This window comes from Stieleria marina, assembly GCA_007741555.1.
GTDB lineage: Bacteria > Planctomycetota > Planctomycetia > Pirellulales > Pirellulaceae > K23-9.
Genome location: CP036526.1, coordinates 3,173,034 through 3,189,808, shown reverse-complemented (window position 1 = coordinate 3,189,808; position 16,775 = coordinate 3,173,034). Strand labels below are relative to the sequence as shown.

The following is a 16,775-nucleotide window of genomic DNA, read 5'->3' as shown; positions in this document are numbered from 1 at the left end:
ATCGACAAAGTTGACCATGGCATGAAACGGTACGGAACCTCGCACAGGGCAAGCATCAGCATGCCCTGGAGGAAACGGGCTCAACCCGTTGCCGTGCGAGAACTCTAGTTGCCCAGAGCAGATCCGATGTGTGATGCGGATTCGCTACTTGGAGACATACGCGTAGTATGCGCCGAAAGCTTCGCCTTCTGCGGTGGTGAAAATCGCAGACATCCGTGTTTTGCCTTTTTCCAAATCGACGGTAAAGACAACCTCTTTGTCACTTGCATCAAAGTTCTTGGCCGCGATGACATTTCCGATTTCCAGCTGAGCGCGGATCGGCTGGATCGCTTTACCTTTGGTCGTTCGGTAGGCGGCGACTCCTGGAACATCCGCACCGGGTGCCAACTCAGCGTTGATTGCTAAATCCGCTTCTTCGGGCCAGCGTCGCAGACGGATCTTGTACTTGCCACTTTCAAAGACATTGACATTCCAAAAACCCGTGTTCGAATCGCCATTCATCGCCTTGCGAACCTGAGCCTGATTCCACGGCGTCATCTTCGTCGTGATCCAGTCGTGCGACGTCAAGCGAGCAGGGTTGTCTGCCGGATGCCCCAAGTAGATGGCCGTATCGTTCGCAAACGTGGGCTCCAATTCAGCCCACCACGATTCGTAGAAATTGGTGAGTCGCTGGACCACTTCGGGGTGATCCGCAGCGACATCTTTTGTCTGCCCCGGATCGGCTTTCATGTCGTACAGTTCTTTGCCGTTATTGAAACGCCATTGGCTAGTCATCACGGCACTCTTGCGCCACTTGATCGGATCTTTGACGCGCTGTGAGTCGGTCACCAAAATTCGGTCCGGCCAATCTGCGTCGACCTTTTCATCCAACAAGGACGCAATGCTGGTCCCGTCAAATTTGACGTTCGCCGGCGGAGCGACTTGGCAAAGATCGATCAACGTTGGCAACACATCGACATACGCAGTGATTTCATTGACGTCGCGTCCTCCGGTCAGGTTTCCCTTTGGCCAATGAACAAAGAACGGCACGCGGTGACCGCCGTCATACTCGCTCCCTTTCTTACCTCGCATGCCTGCATTGAAGACCTTGTCACCCGCCGACGTGCCGTTGTCAGTCGTAAAGATGAAGATCGTGTTTTCGGCAAGCCCTTCGTTGGCAAGAAACGTTCGCATCTTGCCAACGTTGTCATCAATGTTGGCGATCATTCCATAGAAATTGGCGAGATTGGTGTTCTGATCTTGATACGGTTTGGAAAACTCTTCAGGTGAATGCATTGGTCCGTGCGGTGCATTGGTCGCAACGTAAGCCAAAAACGGTTTGCCGGCGTCTTTGGAGTCTTTGATAAACCGTTTCGCGTAGTCAAAGAAAACGTCCGTGCAAAACCCTTTGACAGGCGTCGGCTGACTGTTGTGCCAATAGCTACCATCAAAATACGCGTTGTCCCAATGGTCAGGCGTTTGACCGACACCACCACCACCGTGCCGCATGACTTCGGTAAAGCCGCGATCCTCCGGACGATACGGGTAGTTATCACCCAAGTGCCATTTCCCAAACATGCCCGTAGCGTAACCGGCATCCTTGAAGACTTGCCCCATCGTGACTTCATTTTCTCGCAACATCGAACGCCCCATGATCGTGTGCCAAACGCCCGTACGATTCGTCCAGTGGCCCGTCAGAAAAGCACAGCGTGTAGGCGAACAAGTCGGCGCGACGTGATAGTCCGTCAATCGAAGCGACTGCTTGTACAGTTCGTCAATTTGAGGCGTCTTCAAAATCGGATTACCCAAACACGACAAGTCGCCGTAGCCTTGATCGTCCGTGATCACGATGACCACGTTGGGTTGATCGGCAGCCGATAACAACGAACCGAAGGACGCAAACGCACAAAGGCAGAAAAGAATACGCAAGTACATGATGCTATTTGATTAAAAGAAAAGAAGCGTAAACAAAACGCGTCTCAAACACGCGACTGGCGAGTTTGAGACGCAAACGGGCAATTTCAGCGATGGCGATCGCAGATTCTGGCACTCGGGATCTACAGGCCTGATTTTCAGGCCGGGACGTCCACTCGGGTTCTATAACTCGGTGATTTGAACGTTGCGAAACTCGACTGCATCGCCATGTCCTGCAAACCCAAAAAAGCCTTTGTCGCGTCCTTTGCCCGGGTGCTTCCTGTCGGCCAAGTAATCGGTGATGGTCGATAGGTCCGTATCCAAGATGACGTTGCCATTGAGTTCAACCTTGATTGTGCTGCCGTTGACCGTCACTTCTTGAAAGTTCCACTCGCCAGTTGGACGAAGGAATCCACGGTGAGCCGCAGCCATTCCGTAGGCCGATCCGTGATACTGCCGATCATCCAGCTTGGCATACTTGGGGTGTTCCGAATCCAGAACTTGCAGTTCGCACATCGCCGCATAGGCAGCATCGCCATCGCCTGGGCTACGAATTACCAGACCATTGTTTCCGCCGGGAGGGAGTTTGAATTCAACCTGCACGACAAAGTTGGCGTACTCTTTTTCAGCCAACAGCATGCCGCCCTTGCCTTTCTTGCATCGAATTGCACCATCGACGACTTCGTAGTTATCGACTGCATTTTTCCATCCACTCAGGTCCTTGCCGTTAAACAAAGAAGTAAACTCGGCATCGTTCCGCGCGGCCAAAACTTCGTTGGCTTCTGCGACGGACAATTCGCGAACTTCGATGTCACGCCAGCGAATTTCGCCGCCGTGTGTTTGCAAACAAATCGGTCCTGAAGCAAAGAGTGGTTTGTCACGCTGCCAAAAATTTTCCATGGTGGCATTGTCGACAACCAATTTGTCATTGAGCCAAACCGTCGTGCGTGAACCTACTTGCCGCACTTTGAATTGATTCCACTCACCAAACGGTTTGTCCGCGAGCACCAACGGGTCTTTCCCCGCAGCACCTTTGCTATTGTTCCAGAGCCCACCGCTACCCAAATTTGCGCCCAACGAAAACTTGGATTCTTGCGTTGAGTCCCAGATCTGAACCTGCGGGTTGCCTTTCAAGTAGATGCCACTGTCAGCGACGGGCACGGTTTTGTACTTCAGTTTCAGTTCGTAGTCGGTGTAGTCTTTGTCCGTGACCAAATACGCTCCCTTGCCATCGTTTACCAAGTCACCTTTTTCGACGGACCAATGCTCTTTGGCGTCGGCCGTCCATTCTTCGATCTTTGATTGGCGATCTTCCTCGGACATCGCAGCCAATTTGTTCGGATCAAAATGCGGCATCCCATGCCAACCAGTCAAATCCTTGCCGTTAAAGATGGGTGCGAATTGTGAATCGGTGGGTGACTCCTGAGCTCGGCCTGATTGAGGAGGGAGAGCCAAGGCAACCGACAGAGTGGTCAAAAAGATGCAGCGAAACATTAGCGTGAGATTCGATTGAGGCGGGAAGTAAATGGGGAAAGGGGGAAACGTCGACCGCTAGCTTAACTGATTTTGGCCAGCGTTTTCTTTTTGGTGGATTGTCACCGGCCAACCAGGGAATTGGTTTTCCGGGTTACCGTCCAGGGCGTCCACTTTGAATCGAAAGGAATCCATGTGATAGGTCTTTTCCTTGGTATCGATTGTAACCAAGCCAAAGCCACTTCCTTTCTGGTGGGCTTTGTCGTAGCGGTTCTTTTCGGTGCCAACGTCAGGATTGCCGACAGCATAGACATAAATTTTGTTACCAAAACCGTCCAAATATTCTCCCGTATTTGCACGGCCATGGTCCGGCCGATTCTTGTGAGGCATGTTCATTTCGTCCGGACGCCACCAGCGCGGATAACCAGCGGAAATGGCTGGCGTACAAAACGACCAGCAGCTGTCGCGTTGCGCATCGACACCGTACTGGCTAAGCGTGGTCAGATGCTGGTCACCGTTGATGTGCAGCGGCATGCCTTTGCGGATGATTTTGATTGCGTTATTGCGAGCCGTCTTCGGCCAAGCTCCTGAATCCAAGTCGGCTTTTAAGTATCCGTTGTAAGCTCCGTGATGAGTCGCGACGCCCGCAAAAACAGTCTGACTGAGCAACACCTTCATTTTGTGCCCGCGCCAATCGTCGACCCAATGGCGCAGAAACGATTCTTGCCGTTCGCCTAGCAACACCAAACCGGGTTTGTCCAAAAAGGCGGTGTCGACGTCCTGGTCTTTGACATGGTCGGCACGACCGCTGCCGGTTTCGACGTTTTGCGGACCGCTTTTCCATTGACGATCGGCGATGATCGCAAAACTGACGTCGCCGTAAACCATGTCCCCGTAGTAGACACTGATGTCTTGTTGGACAGGGGTCGCGTCATAGAAATCAGGATGATGCGCACAATTGGTGATGTGAACCGTGTTGACCATTCGAGCCGGTTCGATGTACCCACCGTTGCTGGACGTACCACCAGATTCGACGTCCATCGGCGCGCCGCCTTCGCCCCAAACGTTGCCTTGGAAAACGTCGTGATCATCCGCTAAGCAAATCGTTGGTGCATCTTTCATGGCATGCCGAAACGACCAGCCGTGTTGATAAAACTTGCGCAAGTAATTCAAAATCGCTGGCTCGGCGGGACTGCGGATGATTCCAAAACCGCCATGGCTTTCGTAAATCTGATCGCCGGAAAAGTAAAGCATGTCTGGATCAAGCTTGATCAAGTTTTCCGCCACGGGAGCATACGGAAATCCGTAATCATTCTGGCACGTCAACGCACCCAGTCGCAACGGACGCCCGGAAGGATTGGCTTTTATGCTGCCGGTCCAGACCGATTCAGCCTCGCTTCCATCACGCTGTTTTTCGCGATAGACGACTTTGTAGGGTGTCTTTGATGTTTCGTCCCAATTGGCGATGCGAAACGTTGCGGTCCAAGCATCTTGATGCAACGGGGCGGTACCCAACGATTTCCAGTCACCATCCTTTTCAATCCAGAGTTCGACGTCCTTATTATCGTTCTCTCCCATCGGTCCCGTAAGTGCGGAGAGCTTCATCACAAACCCCTCCTCGCTACGCGAATCGCTCAACGAATACATCGTCCACAGCAAGGGCCCGAATCGGTTCTCCGGCGTGATCGTGAACGCTTTGCCGCTGACGCTCCAATCGGTAAATCGATAGCGGGCCCCCCCAAACTTGCTGAAGCTGCCCTTCTTTTTTCCCTCCACCTTCTTCCTGCCCGTGGGCACGAAATTGTTGACGACCGCAACATTTCCCAAGACTGCGTCGGCCGGAACCTTCGCCGTGATCGCAGCAACGCGATCGTTCGATGGTGTGGTCGCGGTCAAAGTCAGTTCGACCTTTCCGTCGGCTGGTTTTCCGGTCAGCTTGAGCGTCACCGACTGAGGCGATGCGAGCCAATCGAAAGGCAGCGATCGATTTGCCAAAATCAACGTGCCATCCACTACACCAGCTTTAATACCACTCTTTGCAAAAGCATTGCTACGCAATTCATTCAGTTCGCTCTTCACACCGATCTTGAATCCTGCCCCCAGATCCTGTTTCTTCACTTCCATCTGATCCACGACGACGGACATTTCAAATGATTCGGTCGGGTCCGTCAGCTGATGCGTCAACAAATGCACATTGCGGTCTGCGCCCGTCGAAAGGCACTCGGCGGAACCATCGGAAATCCTCCAGCTTTCCATTGGATTCGCCCAGCACTCGCCACCCAAGAAAACACGATCATGCGTATTGCTCCAGTTGACGGTGGGCTCCGCGATCGTCGACTTCGCCTTCTTGGGCGCAGCGGTTTCTTGCCCCTGCGATTCCTGATTCAGCCCCAAGCAAGCACTTCCAAAACCGATCAACTTAAGCGCGAAACGACGGGTCAGTGACGACATCGAGGGGGGGTCTCCAAAAGACAAATTATGCGTGGCGAAACGCGTGCTAAATGTGATTGGCCATCATACCTACATTGGTAGCCAACGTTTTAACGCTCAATGTATTTTCCGCCGCAGGTTTTCTACAGCGTTTGATCACGAACCGCCGGCATTTGCTTAATGACTGACATCAATTTGCGGGGCGGAAGTGTACGTTTTCAATTCAAACACACTCGCATTGATAGGGCGTTTCAGATTCAACTCGCTGACTTCTATCTTCGCGAAATGCAATATCCTTGCTCCTCGCAGTCGTTTGAACCGAAACGATGCAGGCTGCAAACCGTTGGCCCCTTCGGTGTAGTCGATATCGTATTGCCAAGCCAATTGGTTATTGAAAATGACCTTCAATCGCCTGATTGACATCTCGGCATCCGGCGCAACCCAGACCTGATAGTGACCAACCTGGAACCCGCCTCTGAACGCTTTGCCGCTCAGCAAGATGCACGTCTGGCCATCGACGACATCGCGTCCTTCGACGAGCCAGTCTTCGACCTTTTCAAAGGGGCAGAAACGCGAATTGAATGCGCGATAGTGAAGTAGCAACGGCGTGCAAATCTGATCATCCCAGCCGAAATGCATAAACTCTAAATTCGGTCGGTTCGATACGTGCGGCCTGGGTGTCCAATCAGGAATTGCTTCATACGCGCGTTCCAGATTGACGTACTGATTGCCATTGCAAAAACGATCCCAATCAACTCGCAAGATCCTTCCAAACCTCTGATGCCATTGCGAACCTTCGTGGTGAAAGCGAAATTTTGCGGGACCGTCCAACTGCATCGACACGGTCTTTTTCACCGAACGACCAGGCGTCGACGACCGACCTAAATCGTCATCATTGGATTGCGTCTCTGCGGAATAGTGAACGATCGCATCCAAACGGCATTCAACGTGATCGGTTCGCGACTGCCTTGCTCGCCAGTGCCGAAAGACATCATCGGGGGTAAACGGTTCGTCAGCGTCAACATTCTGCGCCAGACACAATGCAACGAAAGCATGCAAGCCAAACAGAATCGTCGTCGGCATGCCACACAGATCACAGCGAACAGAAAGGTTTTGTGGACGCATGCGTGAGCCAGCTAATTTGCAGCAAATTCAAGAGACGAATCAAAAACATTGGTTTCGAACACTGGTCGAAACCCCCGCTCGAAAAACTCTTATGGAAACCTCACCCAAAAACACGGATTGCTCGGTCCATCGCTGTCCGATGGCAACCTGAACGCAACGGAAGTGCACCGGGGCCGCGATTCTACTCCATCGCAAACGCTCGTGATTTGGATCACAAACACATTGTGAAATTTTACACTTTGTTTTTCTGACTACATCCATCCAATACGAAAGAATCTTGGTCACCCAACGCCTAAATTAGAAGCCTCGTCTCATGACGCTCGCCGGCTCGATAGCTGCCGAAGCGTTCTCTTCAAATTCAAGGAGGCTTCGGCGATGTTTGCTCTGGAACTTGGATTGGTCACGGTAGGTTTGTCAGTCGCTTTCTTAAGCCATGGTCAGCGGCGGCGGAATTTTCAGGTCGCAATTCTGCTCTTTCTGATCTCGCTGATTACGGGATCCGTCGCGTTAGTGATCGGCGGTATTGCGGTGTTGGGATCAGGAGTCCTGGAGTCTTCGCTGATCATGGATCGCGGTCTGCGGCGGCGCGTTTTTGCGACGACCGGTATTCTCTTGGCCGCGGCGATCGTTCTGCCCGCGTTGCACAATTCGCACGATGATCGCGTGGAGGCCTCGACGTCACGCAGCGACGAGTTGCTCCGCACCAAGATTGATCCCCTGAAAGTCTTGTCAGAGAATCGCGATTTGGTTGACAGCCTGGCAAGAGATGCGATCGATCAATTTCGCCAGCGAGCGATCCAACTTGCTCAAGACGGCGATGGTGCCGAGATTTCGACCACGGTCAATTTCAAGGCTCCCGCCAAACTACTGGGACTAGCCAGTAGCTTTGCATCCCAACCAGCCAATGAACTTCACCGAGCCAACGAATCCAACACGGCGGAATCGGGACGACTGCAGTTCCACGCCTCGCTAAACGATGCCTCCACTTGCAATCAGTGCCACGACGTTGGAAACATGCCGCTTCACGCAGCCATACATTACGAGCTGGAAATCGGTGACCTAGTGCTGCATTCCGGCGGCGAAGTTCTCGATAAGTGCAAACGCCCCAATCCGCCGTGCAAAGAGCCTGCTCAGCAGCCATCGCGAGATTCCGATCAGCCTGCACATCAGGCACTTGATCCCGGGCTCATCGTGCACGCGAATTAGATCTCCCAGAATTCAAGTTCACCGCCGGTTAATCGTCTGCGGTGTGATCCACAACGCAAGACGCCGTATTTCAACACGATCCCCTTTTATCGCAAAGCACGGTTGCAATCGATCAAGGCGGTCCGTCATGGCCGCACCATTTCGGATGCTGCGCGACTTGGATGCTACATCGACTATTCCCTAAAGACTTAGCACATGGACAGCAAGCGACGTATTGCAAGCGACGTGCAGCACCCGACGTTTTGCACGCCCAGATCGCCGACAGGGAAATTGCATTGCGTCGGCTGGGGAAGTCGAATGTTTGCCAATAGAATGCAGGTAACGGTTGCTGCAAAGACACGGCAACCAATCAAACACTTGCCCCGCGATTCGGCACAACTGTTTAACGCAGGGAGCCAATTGACAAGGAACTTTTTGTGACGATTCAGGTCAACGCCTACTCAACGATCGCAACGGAAACACCGCTGGATTTTCCGCACGAATTTGATGTGCAGCGAGACCACAGTGATCCCGCTTTGATGGAACACCTGAGCGGATTCATCGGTTTCATCATGGACGGCGGCAAACGCGAAATGACCGCGTCGCTGTATTCGATCATGCGGCATATCGAACGCGTGCATCATCAATATAGTTTTCGTATCCAGCATGATTATTTGGATTCGATGGCGGACTGGGGATGGCACTCCAATTCGATTTTTTATCTGCCCGATGGAACCGTTCGTGATCCCGCGGGTGCTGTCTTGGTCGACCCCGATTCGGGCGCACCGGCGGCCGAAGCAGAAATCCCGTTTCCCGCCGACGCTCGCGCACGCAAATCGGTCAGCGAATCGCGTCTGGCAGAACTGGGCATTGAGACGCCGGACGTGTTACCTCCCGTCGTCGGCGAACAGGAAACAATCCTGCGCACTGCCGAAGACGCAGCGTGGCGAGCGATCGCAATGTTCATCGTTGCGGTACGTGCCGAGTCATTGGCGTCGGGTCGACCGATTCCTTTGTCCCAGTTGCAGGCCAAGTGCCCGATGGTGTTGGAAGCGACCAGCCCAATAGAAACGGCGTTCTTAAAGGACGACTCGCCGTCGGAGCAAACGGTTGCCAACATGGCTTGGCGGTACGAAGCGCTCTATGTCCTCCAGTGGACGCTGGGTTTCCACGAAGAACTGACACTGGCCGACCGCATTTGCGATGTACCGCTGGTGGCCGAAACAATGGTCCAACGCGGCGATCGACAAATCTTGCAAATGGCAAAACTTCGACCGGTGTCTCAGATCCTTGAAGCGATGGATTTTAACCAGCGTCTCCTTTGGTCAGCACGAGCCGCTAAGCTGAACGAGCAACCGCTCCCAGCCAACCTAGATGGTGGCGTCATCGTCGAACGCCAACATGCGTTCAACTGGCTTACGCGTTTCGAGAACGCCGACTGGGACGAAGTCGATACACCGTCGTAGCTCACGAACTCTGAAAGGTTTAAACGGAAATGCCTGATTCAAACAAAGTTCCGATCCAACAGATCGAATCCTTCCTGCTTCGCTGCTGGTTGATTGGATTCGGTTTTTTGCTGCTCATTTTCGTGGTTCAACAATTGATGGCTGGGACCGTCTATCAGATCCATCAATCATTGTTTGACCTCAGCAGCCACGAACTGGACGTCATCTTTTACTGCGCGATGGGTCTGATCAAACTGTTTGTGTTGGTGTTCTTTCTGATTCCTTGGCTGGCCCTGAAATCCATGCCCCGCTAAGCGATCACGTTTGCGACTACAATTGGCTCCCAACAAGTCACCGTCTACTTTCTCTGCCTGAAAACGACTTACACACAATGAAATACTTTCTGCTTTCACTGTTCATAACGGCATCAACCGCTGTCCATTTGGCTGCCGCCGACAAGCCCAATATCGTTTTCTTTTTTACCGATGACCAAACCACCAGCACGCTGGGATGTTACGGCAACTCGGTTGTCAAAACACCCAACATTGATGCGCTGGCCAGGCGTGGCGTGCGTTTTGAAAATGCCTTTGTCAGTCACTCAATCTGCTGGGTCAGTCGCACGACGATCTTGAGCGGGCTGACAGGTCGCAGTTACGGAACAGCAGCGACGCCCGACGTGGCTCGCGCCGACGCAGTGAAAACACTCTACAGCGACATCCTTCGCGACAACGGATACCGAACGGGCTACTTTGGCAAATGGCACGCCAAAATGCCCAAGAAATACAAGAAAGAAGATCACTTCGATGAGTTCGAGATGATTGGACGAAACCCGTTTTACAAAAAGCAAGCGGACGGAAGTTTGCGGCACGAAACGGAAGTCATCGTTGACCGCGGCATCGATTTCATCAAATCGCAGCCCAAGGACAAACCATTTGCATTGAACATGTGGTTCAACGCGTGCCATGCCGAAGACGGTGACCGACGCCCCGGGATCGGGCACTTCGCTTGGCCACGCAGTGTCGATGGCATGTACGACGACATCTCGTTTACGTCACCACGTCTGAGCGATCCGGCGATCTTCAATGCGTTGCCCAGCTTTTTGAAAACAACTATCAACCGGGAGCGATATTTTTGGCGCTGGAACACGCCCGAAAAATATCAAACCAACATGCGGGCCTACTACCGAATGGTAAGTGGCATTGATGGTGCGATCGGCCGCTTCTTGGCGGAACTCGACAAAGCAGGACTCGCCGACAACACCATCGTCGTATACTCGGCGGACAACGGTTACCACATGGCCAATCGCGGATTAGCCGGGAAGTGGTCGCACTTTGAAGAATCACTACGCGTCCCAATGATCATCGCCGACCCACGCGTTCCCGAATCGCAACGTGGCAAAGTAAGCGACGCCATCGCATTGAACTTAGATTTGCCGGCAACGTTTTTGGACGAAGCGGGTGTTGCGGTTCCCGATCGATACCAAGGCCATAGTTTGAAACCGATTGTGGGCGGCGACAAACCGTCGGACTGGCGCACGGAGAGTTTTCACGAGCATTTTGCCGTGCGAAACCGCATTCCAGCGTTCGAGGGCATTCGCAATCAACAGTTCAAATACGTCCGCTACATCGATCACGGAAACCACGAATTCCTGCACGACTTGCAAAACGATCCGGACGAATTGGTCAACTTAGCCAACGATCCCAATCACGCCGAAACACTGGCCTCCATGCGTGAGCGCACGACCAAACGCGTCGCCGAATTGGGCGGGCCGCTTGATCCATTGAAAGTGCCGTTTACCAAGTCAACGGATCCCCATCCGATCGCGGCGGCAGCGGTCAGCGCGAACGTCGGCAAAGATGGTTTCGTGCGAATCTTTGACGGCAAGACGCTACGAGGGTGGACTGGCGACAACCAGTACTGGTCGGTCGAAGACGGTGCATTGACGGGAAAGACTGACGGCAGCTTGAAGGCCAATAGTTTCATTAGTTGGAAACATTCGACGATTCGCAACTTTGATTTGCAAGTCAAAGTCAAAGTGTCCGAAGGCGGCAATAGCGGTATTCAGTACCGTGGCAAATCGCGTCCCGACTTGGGGCTGCACGTAGTCACCGGCTACCAGTGCGATGTGGTCGGCAACACGCCCAAATACAACGGGATGCTCTACGAAGAGAAAGGCCGCCGAATCCTTTCGCATACGGGCGAGAAAGTCATCGTCGACGTTCAAGGCCAACCGTGGATCGTTGACAAGTATCCGGTCAAGCAATTCGCCGCCGACCAATGGCATGACTACCGCGTTTTGGTCCAAGGCAATCATCACCAGCACTGGATCGACGGACATCCGACCGCTGACTTGATCGACTTGGATCCCGAAGGCCGCACGTTGGAAGGTGTCTTAGCCGTCCAAGTCCATGTCGGTCCAGCGATGAAGATCCAGTACAAAGATTTCAAGGTCAAACATTTGCCAGACGACATGCCGTTGATCACTCCCGACGAAGCCTTGATCTCAGCCGGCTCCAAAGGCGTCCGCCCACAAGGACGCTTGCCCGCAGACTGGAAAGCTCCCGTTTACGGCGAACCAGTCTTGTCCAAGTAGCTTGGGGAAAAATGCTCTGATGCCACAAACCGACTATTCGCCCGAACCGTCGACGTCCGGCTCGCTACTGCAGCGAGCACGTGACGGTGATGCGGACAGTTGGCGTCGATTGGCGCAGATCTACGGCCCCATTGTCTATTCGTGGGCGCGTCGCTGTGGTTGCCAATCGGCTGATGCAGCCGATGTGATGCAAGAAACGTTCGCGGCCGTGTCAGCTGCGATCGGTCGTTTCGATTATGAAAGACCCGATGCAAGTTTCCGTGGCTGGCTCTGGACGATCACTCGCAACAAGGTTCGTGATCAAGCGAGACGTGACGACGGACATGGCGTCGGTGGCACTGAAGCTCAAGTTCGCCTGGGATCCATTGCCGATCAAGTTGCAGATCAAATCGCCATGCTGGAAAACGCTGACCCGCCAAGCGATTTGGCCAGCGATGTCGCTTCGGCTCAGCTTCGAGCCTGCGAAATGATTCGCCATACGGTCGAGCCACGCAGCTGGCGAATGTTCTGGGAAACGGCTGTACAGGGACGCGAACCGGCCGCGGTCGCCGAGGAAATGGACGTGTCTAAATGGGCCGTTTATAAAGCGAAAGCCCGCGTTTTGCAGCGATTGCAGCGTCAATTAGCGGGACTGGAGTCATAGGCTGCGAAGATTTTTTGGTTTTGCTGTCCAATCACTTCGTTGTGCTAAGTGAACAGCAAGAGAACTGACCGAGTTGCGTGATCCGCCAACGTTTGGCAACGGCTCCCAGCACCTTGGCCAGTGGGTCACAAACGGTCCACCAGTCTTGCGAGTACTCCAACCTCAGGACCAGCAATGAATCCTCCAATGCTAATTGCCGCCCGCCGAAACTGCCTGGCCCCTTCTGAACTAGCGGATGTTCTGTCCGGAAATTTTCCCGCCGAAGGATTTGATTCCGCAATTGCGCACATGGACGACTGCGACCACTGCCGCTCCGCGATCGAATCGATCGACAAGCACGAACCTTGGATCGCAAAATCAATCACGGATCCTTCCGCCGATCCTCTGCAGGCAGAAACCGCGTGCCAGATCGCGCTTTGGAAAATGCTGCAGTCATCCGAATCCAGCCAGTTGGCACCAGAGGTGTTGCCATGCACAAAGCTTGGCCCCTACTCGCTGCTTAAGACTCTGGGCAGCGGCGGCATGGGAACCGTCTATTTGGCGCAGCATGACCGACTGAAACGCAACTGTGCCGTCAAACTGTTGCCTCGCGAGCGAGTCGACCAAGCGGGTTGGCTGGAGCGTTTCGAACGCGAGATGACATCGGTCGCCAACTTAGAACATCCAAACGTTGTTCGAGCGACAGACGCGGGGCACCAAGACGGTTGGCACTATTTGGTGATGGAGTATCTAGACGGGCTGGACGTCGGCCGCATTGCCAATCGAATGAATCAGATCCAAATCGCTGACGCTTGTGAGATCGTTCGCCAGACCGCACTAGGTCTGAGCCACATTCACGAATCGGGGCTAATCCACCGGGACATCAAACCGTCGAACTTAATGCTGTGCCGCGATGGTCAGGTCAAAATCTTGGACTTGGGCTTGGTGCTTGCCGGCGATGACCCGCTTTCGCAAGACGACCGGCTGACGACAGTAGGCCACTTGATGGGAACGATGCCGTACATGGCACCGGAGCAATTGGTCGACAGCCGTGAAGTCGATGCAAGAGCGGACGTGTATTCGCTGGGCGCAACGCTGTATCGCCTGATCGCCGGCAGGCCGCCGCACAAACGACGGCGAAGCTTGGCGTCGCATGTTTTGGCGATTACCAACCAGGATGCGCCTGCGATCAATACTCTGCGAATTGACGTCGCCCCGGGACTTGCCTCTGTCATCGGCGAAATGCTGACCCGAGATCCCGCCCATCGCCCTGATTCGGCGTCGCAATTGGCAACCAAGCTGGAACCATTTTCAGAAGGCAGTCGGCTGAAAGGTATGTTGCGGGAAGCTCTTCGTCGCCCTAAGAGCGAAGATCATTCCGTCAGCATCATGCCGTCCGCTTCGCTGAATCGTTTGCCTCCCACTCCGCCACGACAGCGATGGGGAATTGCCGCTGCAGCAGCTGCGTTTCTGATCGTTGCTGGGTTGTTGTTTAGAATTCAGACGGACAAAGGCACTTTGGTGATCCATAGCGAGCAAAGCGACTTGACGGTCCTGGTCAGACAGGACGATCAAGTCATCGAACGCCTGATCATCAACCAAGCCGGCGAGAACCGCACGATTCTGCGTAAAGGTTCCTACCGCATCGAAATCGAAGGTGGTGGTGCGCCGCTAAAACTAAGCGAAGACGTGGTGACGATCGGGCGTGGCGAAGTGGCCAGCGTCAATGTCACGTCCAACCACGAATTTCCAATTCATGACGACGGCGATCGCCTGTACCAAGGCAAACCGCTGGAGCATTGGATGTCGCAGCTACGTCGGGAACAAGACGTTCACGCGATCGGATTGGCAATGGATGCAGTCGAAAAACTCACTCGGCCAGTCAACGGTAAAGCTAACAGCGAGGCGCGACGGGCTGCCGCAGAGCTAGCGGCTGATCGTGCAAGAAAGTTGGGAGGAATCGTTTCATCAGGCCTCGGGTTGAATGCAAATGCTTTTGACAACGAGAGTCCTTCGCATCGCTTCACCGCTTATTTTAACGAAGTCTTTCCGAAGTTCTTTGCCGAACCTGGACTGGCGATATTGAATCACGAGCTTGCAGAAGGAACCTCGGCCAGCAAATCTTCGCTGGTATGGGCGCTTAACAACTACATCACCGGCGCCAGAAACTCATACGCATCATCGCAAGATCGTTCCCGGGCAAGACCCGAACTACGGATCATCAGTCAGACGGCAGAAGGGAAAACTCTTTGCCAATCGGTGCTCCAGCGTCTGCGCACGATCGGAGATTCTCTCCCCGCCAACTTTGCCGGCCGAGGATCGGTCATTCAGCTGGCCGATAGGAGCGTCTACGTGATGGGGGTTGCCGTAAATGATTCCGTGGTGGGCGTACCCTGGCTGGAGTCTATGACTCGCAATCGAATGGATCGCTACGTCCAGCAGTGGGAAAAATCGAAGCTGAAACCAGAAGGCGAAATCGGATTTGAAATGGGCATTGGTAATGCATGGCCCGATTCGGATCTTTTGAAATCAGCGATTCAGATGGCCGGCTCGAAACCGGACAGCAAGTGGTGGGACTATCTCGCGGCGACCTGCCTGAATCAGCAACTTGACTACAACGCCGAAAGGTTTCGCCCCGAAGAAGTGCTTGATTTGATCAAAAACAACGCTCCCATCGTTTTCTTAGACAGCATCGATTCGACGCTACAGAATTACATCGCGCGATCCGCCGACATCAAGGAAAGCGTGGGAGATTCTTACAGCGGCGCGGGCTCGATGGGCGGCTCGATGGGCGGCTATGGCGGGATGACATCAACGCCAGTCAGTTCGCTCGCAGGAAATTCACCGACCTGGAACTTTGCACTGCAATTCTACGCCCTTGAAAAATCCAAAGACGCTGAAGAAGCTGCCAGCGCATTGATGACGCTACGGAACCTTCGCTCCGAGATGAAGCGACATCAAGTCGAAAAGGTCCAGTGGAACGAAAAGCGGCCCTATGCACAGATCGACCGCGCCATCGAAACGGTTCGCGAGTCAGTAGAGCCGGATTCAGCCAAGACAGATGCCGACGAATGATCGTCGGCGTTGTCGTCGGGGACTGCCACAGCAGACTACATCACGCCGCCGTGAGTACGGATTGGCGTCATGTGGCTGGGCGAATCGAGGAACCAGAAACGTTCCCATTCATCGACCAATGATCGCAGGTCTTCGGAGGTATACAGCAATTGCTGCACACGCCGTTCGGGACGCGCCGAGTAGATTGGCAAGAAACAGCCCACTGTGGAGCTGAAGCAGACAGCCAAGAATGCCAGTTGCAAAATTCGTCGCATCGAGACGTTCCTCCGTGAACGATCACGTTTGCTTGATCCCCCGTGGCGATTAACCCGGTGGTTTAACAAGCGGTCTAAATTTCAATCGGTATCCCAGCGGCCACTGTGGCTGTCTGGTTCACCCGACGTTTCCGGTTTGGTTGGTGCGTTGCTATCAGACTGAGACTTCGCAGCCGCTTGGCTGGCCAGTTCGTTGTCGGACAATTCACGCACCCGTGCTTCCATCGTTTTGCCTGGCTTGAAAGTCACCACGTGCTTTTCGGGCACGATGACTTCGTCGCCAGTCCGCGGATTGCGCGCCTTTCGCGCCGCCCGAGCTTTGACCTCAAAAACGCCAAAGTTCCTTAACTCGATCCGTCGTTCTCGTATCAACGAATCAATGATCGCGTCAAAGGTCATTTGAACGATCCGCTTTGTCTGTTGCTGAGTCAGGCCAACTTCTTCGGAGATTACTCTCACGATGTCTTTCTTGGTCATCCCGGCTCCCAACCGAACGAGAATCGAACTGCGGCAATCGTTGTAAACCCTTTGCCACTATCAACTTAACTCTGGAGAGTCTAGGGACGTGATATCGGGTCGTCAAGACAGCCAATCTGTCGGTTCCCAGCGGCTACAACAGCCAAGGGAGGTCTATCGCTATTGATCGGCTTAGCTGGCCCGAATGTTTGGATTAATCCGAA

General features: G+C 53.7%; 12 protein-coding genes. 6 read left to right on the top strand and 6 right to left on the bottom strand.

Going from position 1 to position 16,775, the window contains the following annotated elements; genetic code table 11:
- Positions 1–144: 144 nt before the first annotated feature.
- The 4 genes from K239x_RS11090 to K239x_RS11075 all read right to left on the bottom strand — a co-directional run bounded on the left by K239x_RS11090 (position 145) and on the right by K239x_RS11075 (position 6,921).
- The gene (locus K239x_RS11090) at positions 145–1,914 is read right to left on the bottom strand and encodes an arylsulfatase (RefSeq protein WP_145417912.1); all 1,770 of its coding nucleotides are present in this window, start codon (positions 1,912–1,914) and stop codon (positions 145–147) included.
- A gap of 162 nt (positions 1,915–2,076) precedes the next feature.
- Positions 2,077–3,387: a 3-keto-disaccharide hydrolase gene (locus K239x_RS11085; RefSeq protein WP_145417910.1), complete on the bottom strand. Its 1,311-nt coding sequence runs from the start codon at positions 3,385–3,387 to the stop codon at positions 2,077–2,079.
- 57 nt (positions 3,388–3,444) lie between these two features.
- Positions 3,445–5,817 carry an alkaline phosphatase D family protein gene (locus tag K239x_RS11080; protein WP_145417908.1) on the bottom strand — a complete coding sequence of 791 codons (2,373 nt, stop codon included), beginning with the start codon at positions 5,815–5,817 and terminating at the stop codon, positions 3,445–3,447.
- Positions 5,818–5,973: 156 nt separating this feature from the next.
- The gene (locus tag K239x_RS11075) at positions 5,974–6,921 is read right to left on the bottom strand and encodes a hypothetical protein (protein ID WP_145417906.1); all 948 of its coding nucleotides are present in this window, start codon (positions 6,919–6,921) and stop codon (positions 5,974–5,976) included.
- Between the two features lie 375 nt (positions 6,922–7,296).
- Here K239x_RS11075 and K239x_RS11070 point away from each other — a divergent pair, with 375 nt between their 5' ends.
- The 6 genes from K239x_RS11070 to K239x_RS11045 all read left to right on the top strand — a co-directional run bounded on the left by K239x_RS11070 (position 7,297) and on the right by K239x_RS11045 (position 15,841).
- Positions 7,297–8,127, top strand: coding sequence for a hypothetical protein (locus K239x_RS11070; RefSeq protein ID WP_145417904.1), 831 nt, complete (start codon positions 7,297–7,299; stop codon positions 8,125–8,127).
- Between the two features lie 416 nt (positions 8,128–8,543).
- Positions 8,544–9,572: a DUF4272 domain-containing protein gene (locus K239x_RS11065; RefSeq protein ID WP_145417902.1), complete on the top strand. Its 1,029-nt coding sequence runs from the start codon at positions 8,544–8,546 to the stop codon at positions 9,570–9,572.
- A gap of 29 nt (positions 9,573–9,601) precedes the next feature.
- Positions 9,602–9,865 (top strand): DUF6868 family protein, encoded by a 264-nt coding sequence (locus K239x_RS11060; protein ID WP_145417900.1) that lies wholly within the window; start codon positions 9,602–9,604, stop codon positions 9,863–9,865.
- A 77-nt stretch (positions 9,866–9,942) separates the two neighbouring features.
- Positions 9,943–12,144, top strand: a complete 2,202-nt coding sequence (locus tag K239x_RS11055; RefSeq protein WP_145417898.1) for a sulfatase-like hydrolase/transferase — start codon at positions 9,943–9,945, stop codon at positions 12,142–12,144.
- Positions 12,145–12,163: 19 nt separating this feature from the next.
- Positions 12,164–12,787, top strand: coding sequence for an RNA polymerase sigma factor (locus tag K239x_RS11050; protein WP_145417896.1), 624 nt, complete (start codon positions 12,164–12,166; stop codon positions 12,785–12,787).
- Positions 12,788–12,961: 174 nt separating this feature from the next.
- Positions 12,962–15,841, top strand: a complete 2,880-nt coding sequence (locus K239x_RS11045; protein ID WP_145417894.1) for a serine/threonine protein kinase — start codon at positions 12,962–12,964, stop codon at positions 15,839–15,841.
- A gap of 35 nt (positions 15,842–15,876) precedes the next feature.
- On the opposite strand, the gene K239x_RS11040 is transcribed toward K239x_RS11045, so the two are convergent.
- Positions 15,877–16,095, bottom strand: coding sequence for a hypothetical protein (locus K239x_RS11040; RefSeq protein WP_419189932.1), 219 nt, complete (start codon positions 16,093–16,095; stop codon positions 15,877–15,879).
- Between the two features lie 81 nt (positions 16,096–16,176).
- Complete coding sequence (locus tag K239x_RS11035; protein WP_145417890.1) at positions 16,177–16,572, bottom strand: HU family DNA-binding protein; 396 nt, start codon at positions 16,570–16,572, stop codon at positions 16,177–16,179.
- Between the last annotated feature and the right edge of the window lie 203 nt (positions 16,573–16,775).

Excerpts from the sequence above, each read along its gene's own strand:
- K239x_RS11090 (WP_145417912.1), bottom strand. The coding sequence starts at position 1,914 with ATGTACTTGCGTATTCTTTTCTGCCTTTGTGCGTTTGCGTCCTTCGGT.
- K239x_RS11085 (WP_145417910.1), bottom strand. The coding sequence starts at position 3,387 with ATGTTTCGCTGCATCTTTTTGACCACTCTGTCGGTTGCCTTGGCTCTC.
- K239x_RS11080 (WP_145417908.1), bottom strand. The coding sequence starts at position 5,817 with ATGTCGTCACTGACCCGTCGTTTCGCGCTTAAGTTGATCGGTTTTGGA.
- K239x_RS11075 (WP_145417906.1), bottom strand. The coding sequence starts at position 6,921 with ATGCGTCCACAAAACCTTTCTGTTCGCTGTGATCTGTGTGGCATGCCG.
- K239x_RS11070 (WP_145417904.1), top strand. The coding sequence starts at position 7,297 with ATGTTTGCTCTGGAACTTGGATTGGTCACGGTAGGTTTGTCAGTCGCT.
- K239x_RS11060 (WP_145417900.1), top strand. The coding sequence starts at position 9,602 with ATGCCTGATTCAAACAAAGTTCCGATCCAACAGATCGAATCCTTCCTG.
- K239x_RS11055 (WP_145417898.1), top strand. The coding sequence starts at position 9,943 with ATGAAATACTTTCTGCTTTCACTGTTCATAACGGCATCAACCGCTGTC.
- K239x_RS11050 (WP_145417896.1), top strand. The coding sequence starts at position 12,164 with ATGCCACAAACCGACTATTCGCCCGAACCGTCGACGTCCGGCTCGCTA.
- K239x_RS11045 (WP_145417894.1), top strand. The coding sequence starts at position 12,962 with ATGAATCCTCCAATGCTAATTGCCGCCCGCCGAAACTGCCTGGCCCCT.
- K239x_RS11040 (WP_419189932.1), bottom strand. The coding sequence starts at position 16,095 with ATGCGACGAATTTTGCAACTGGCATTCTTGGCTGTCTGCTTCAGCTCC.
- K239x_RS11035 (WP_145417890.1), bottom strand. The coding sequence starts at position 16,572 with ATGACCAAGAAAGACATCGTGAGAGTAATCTCCGAAGAAGTTGGCCTG.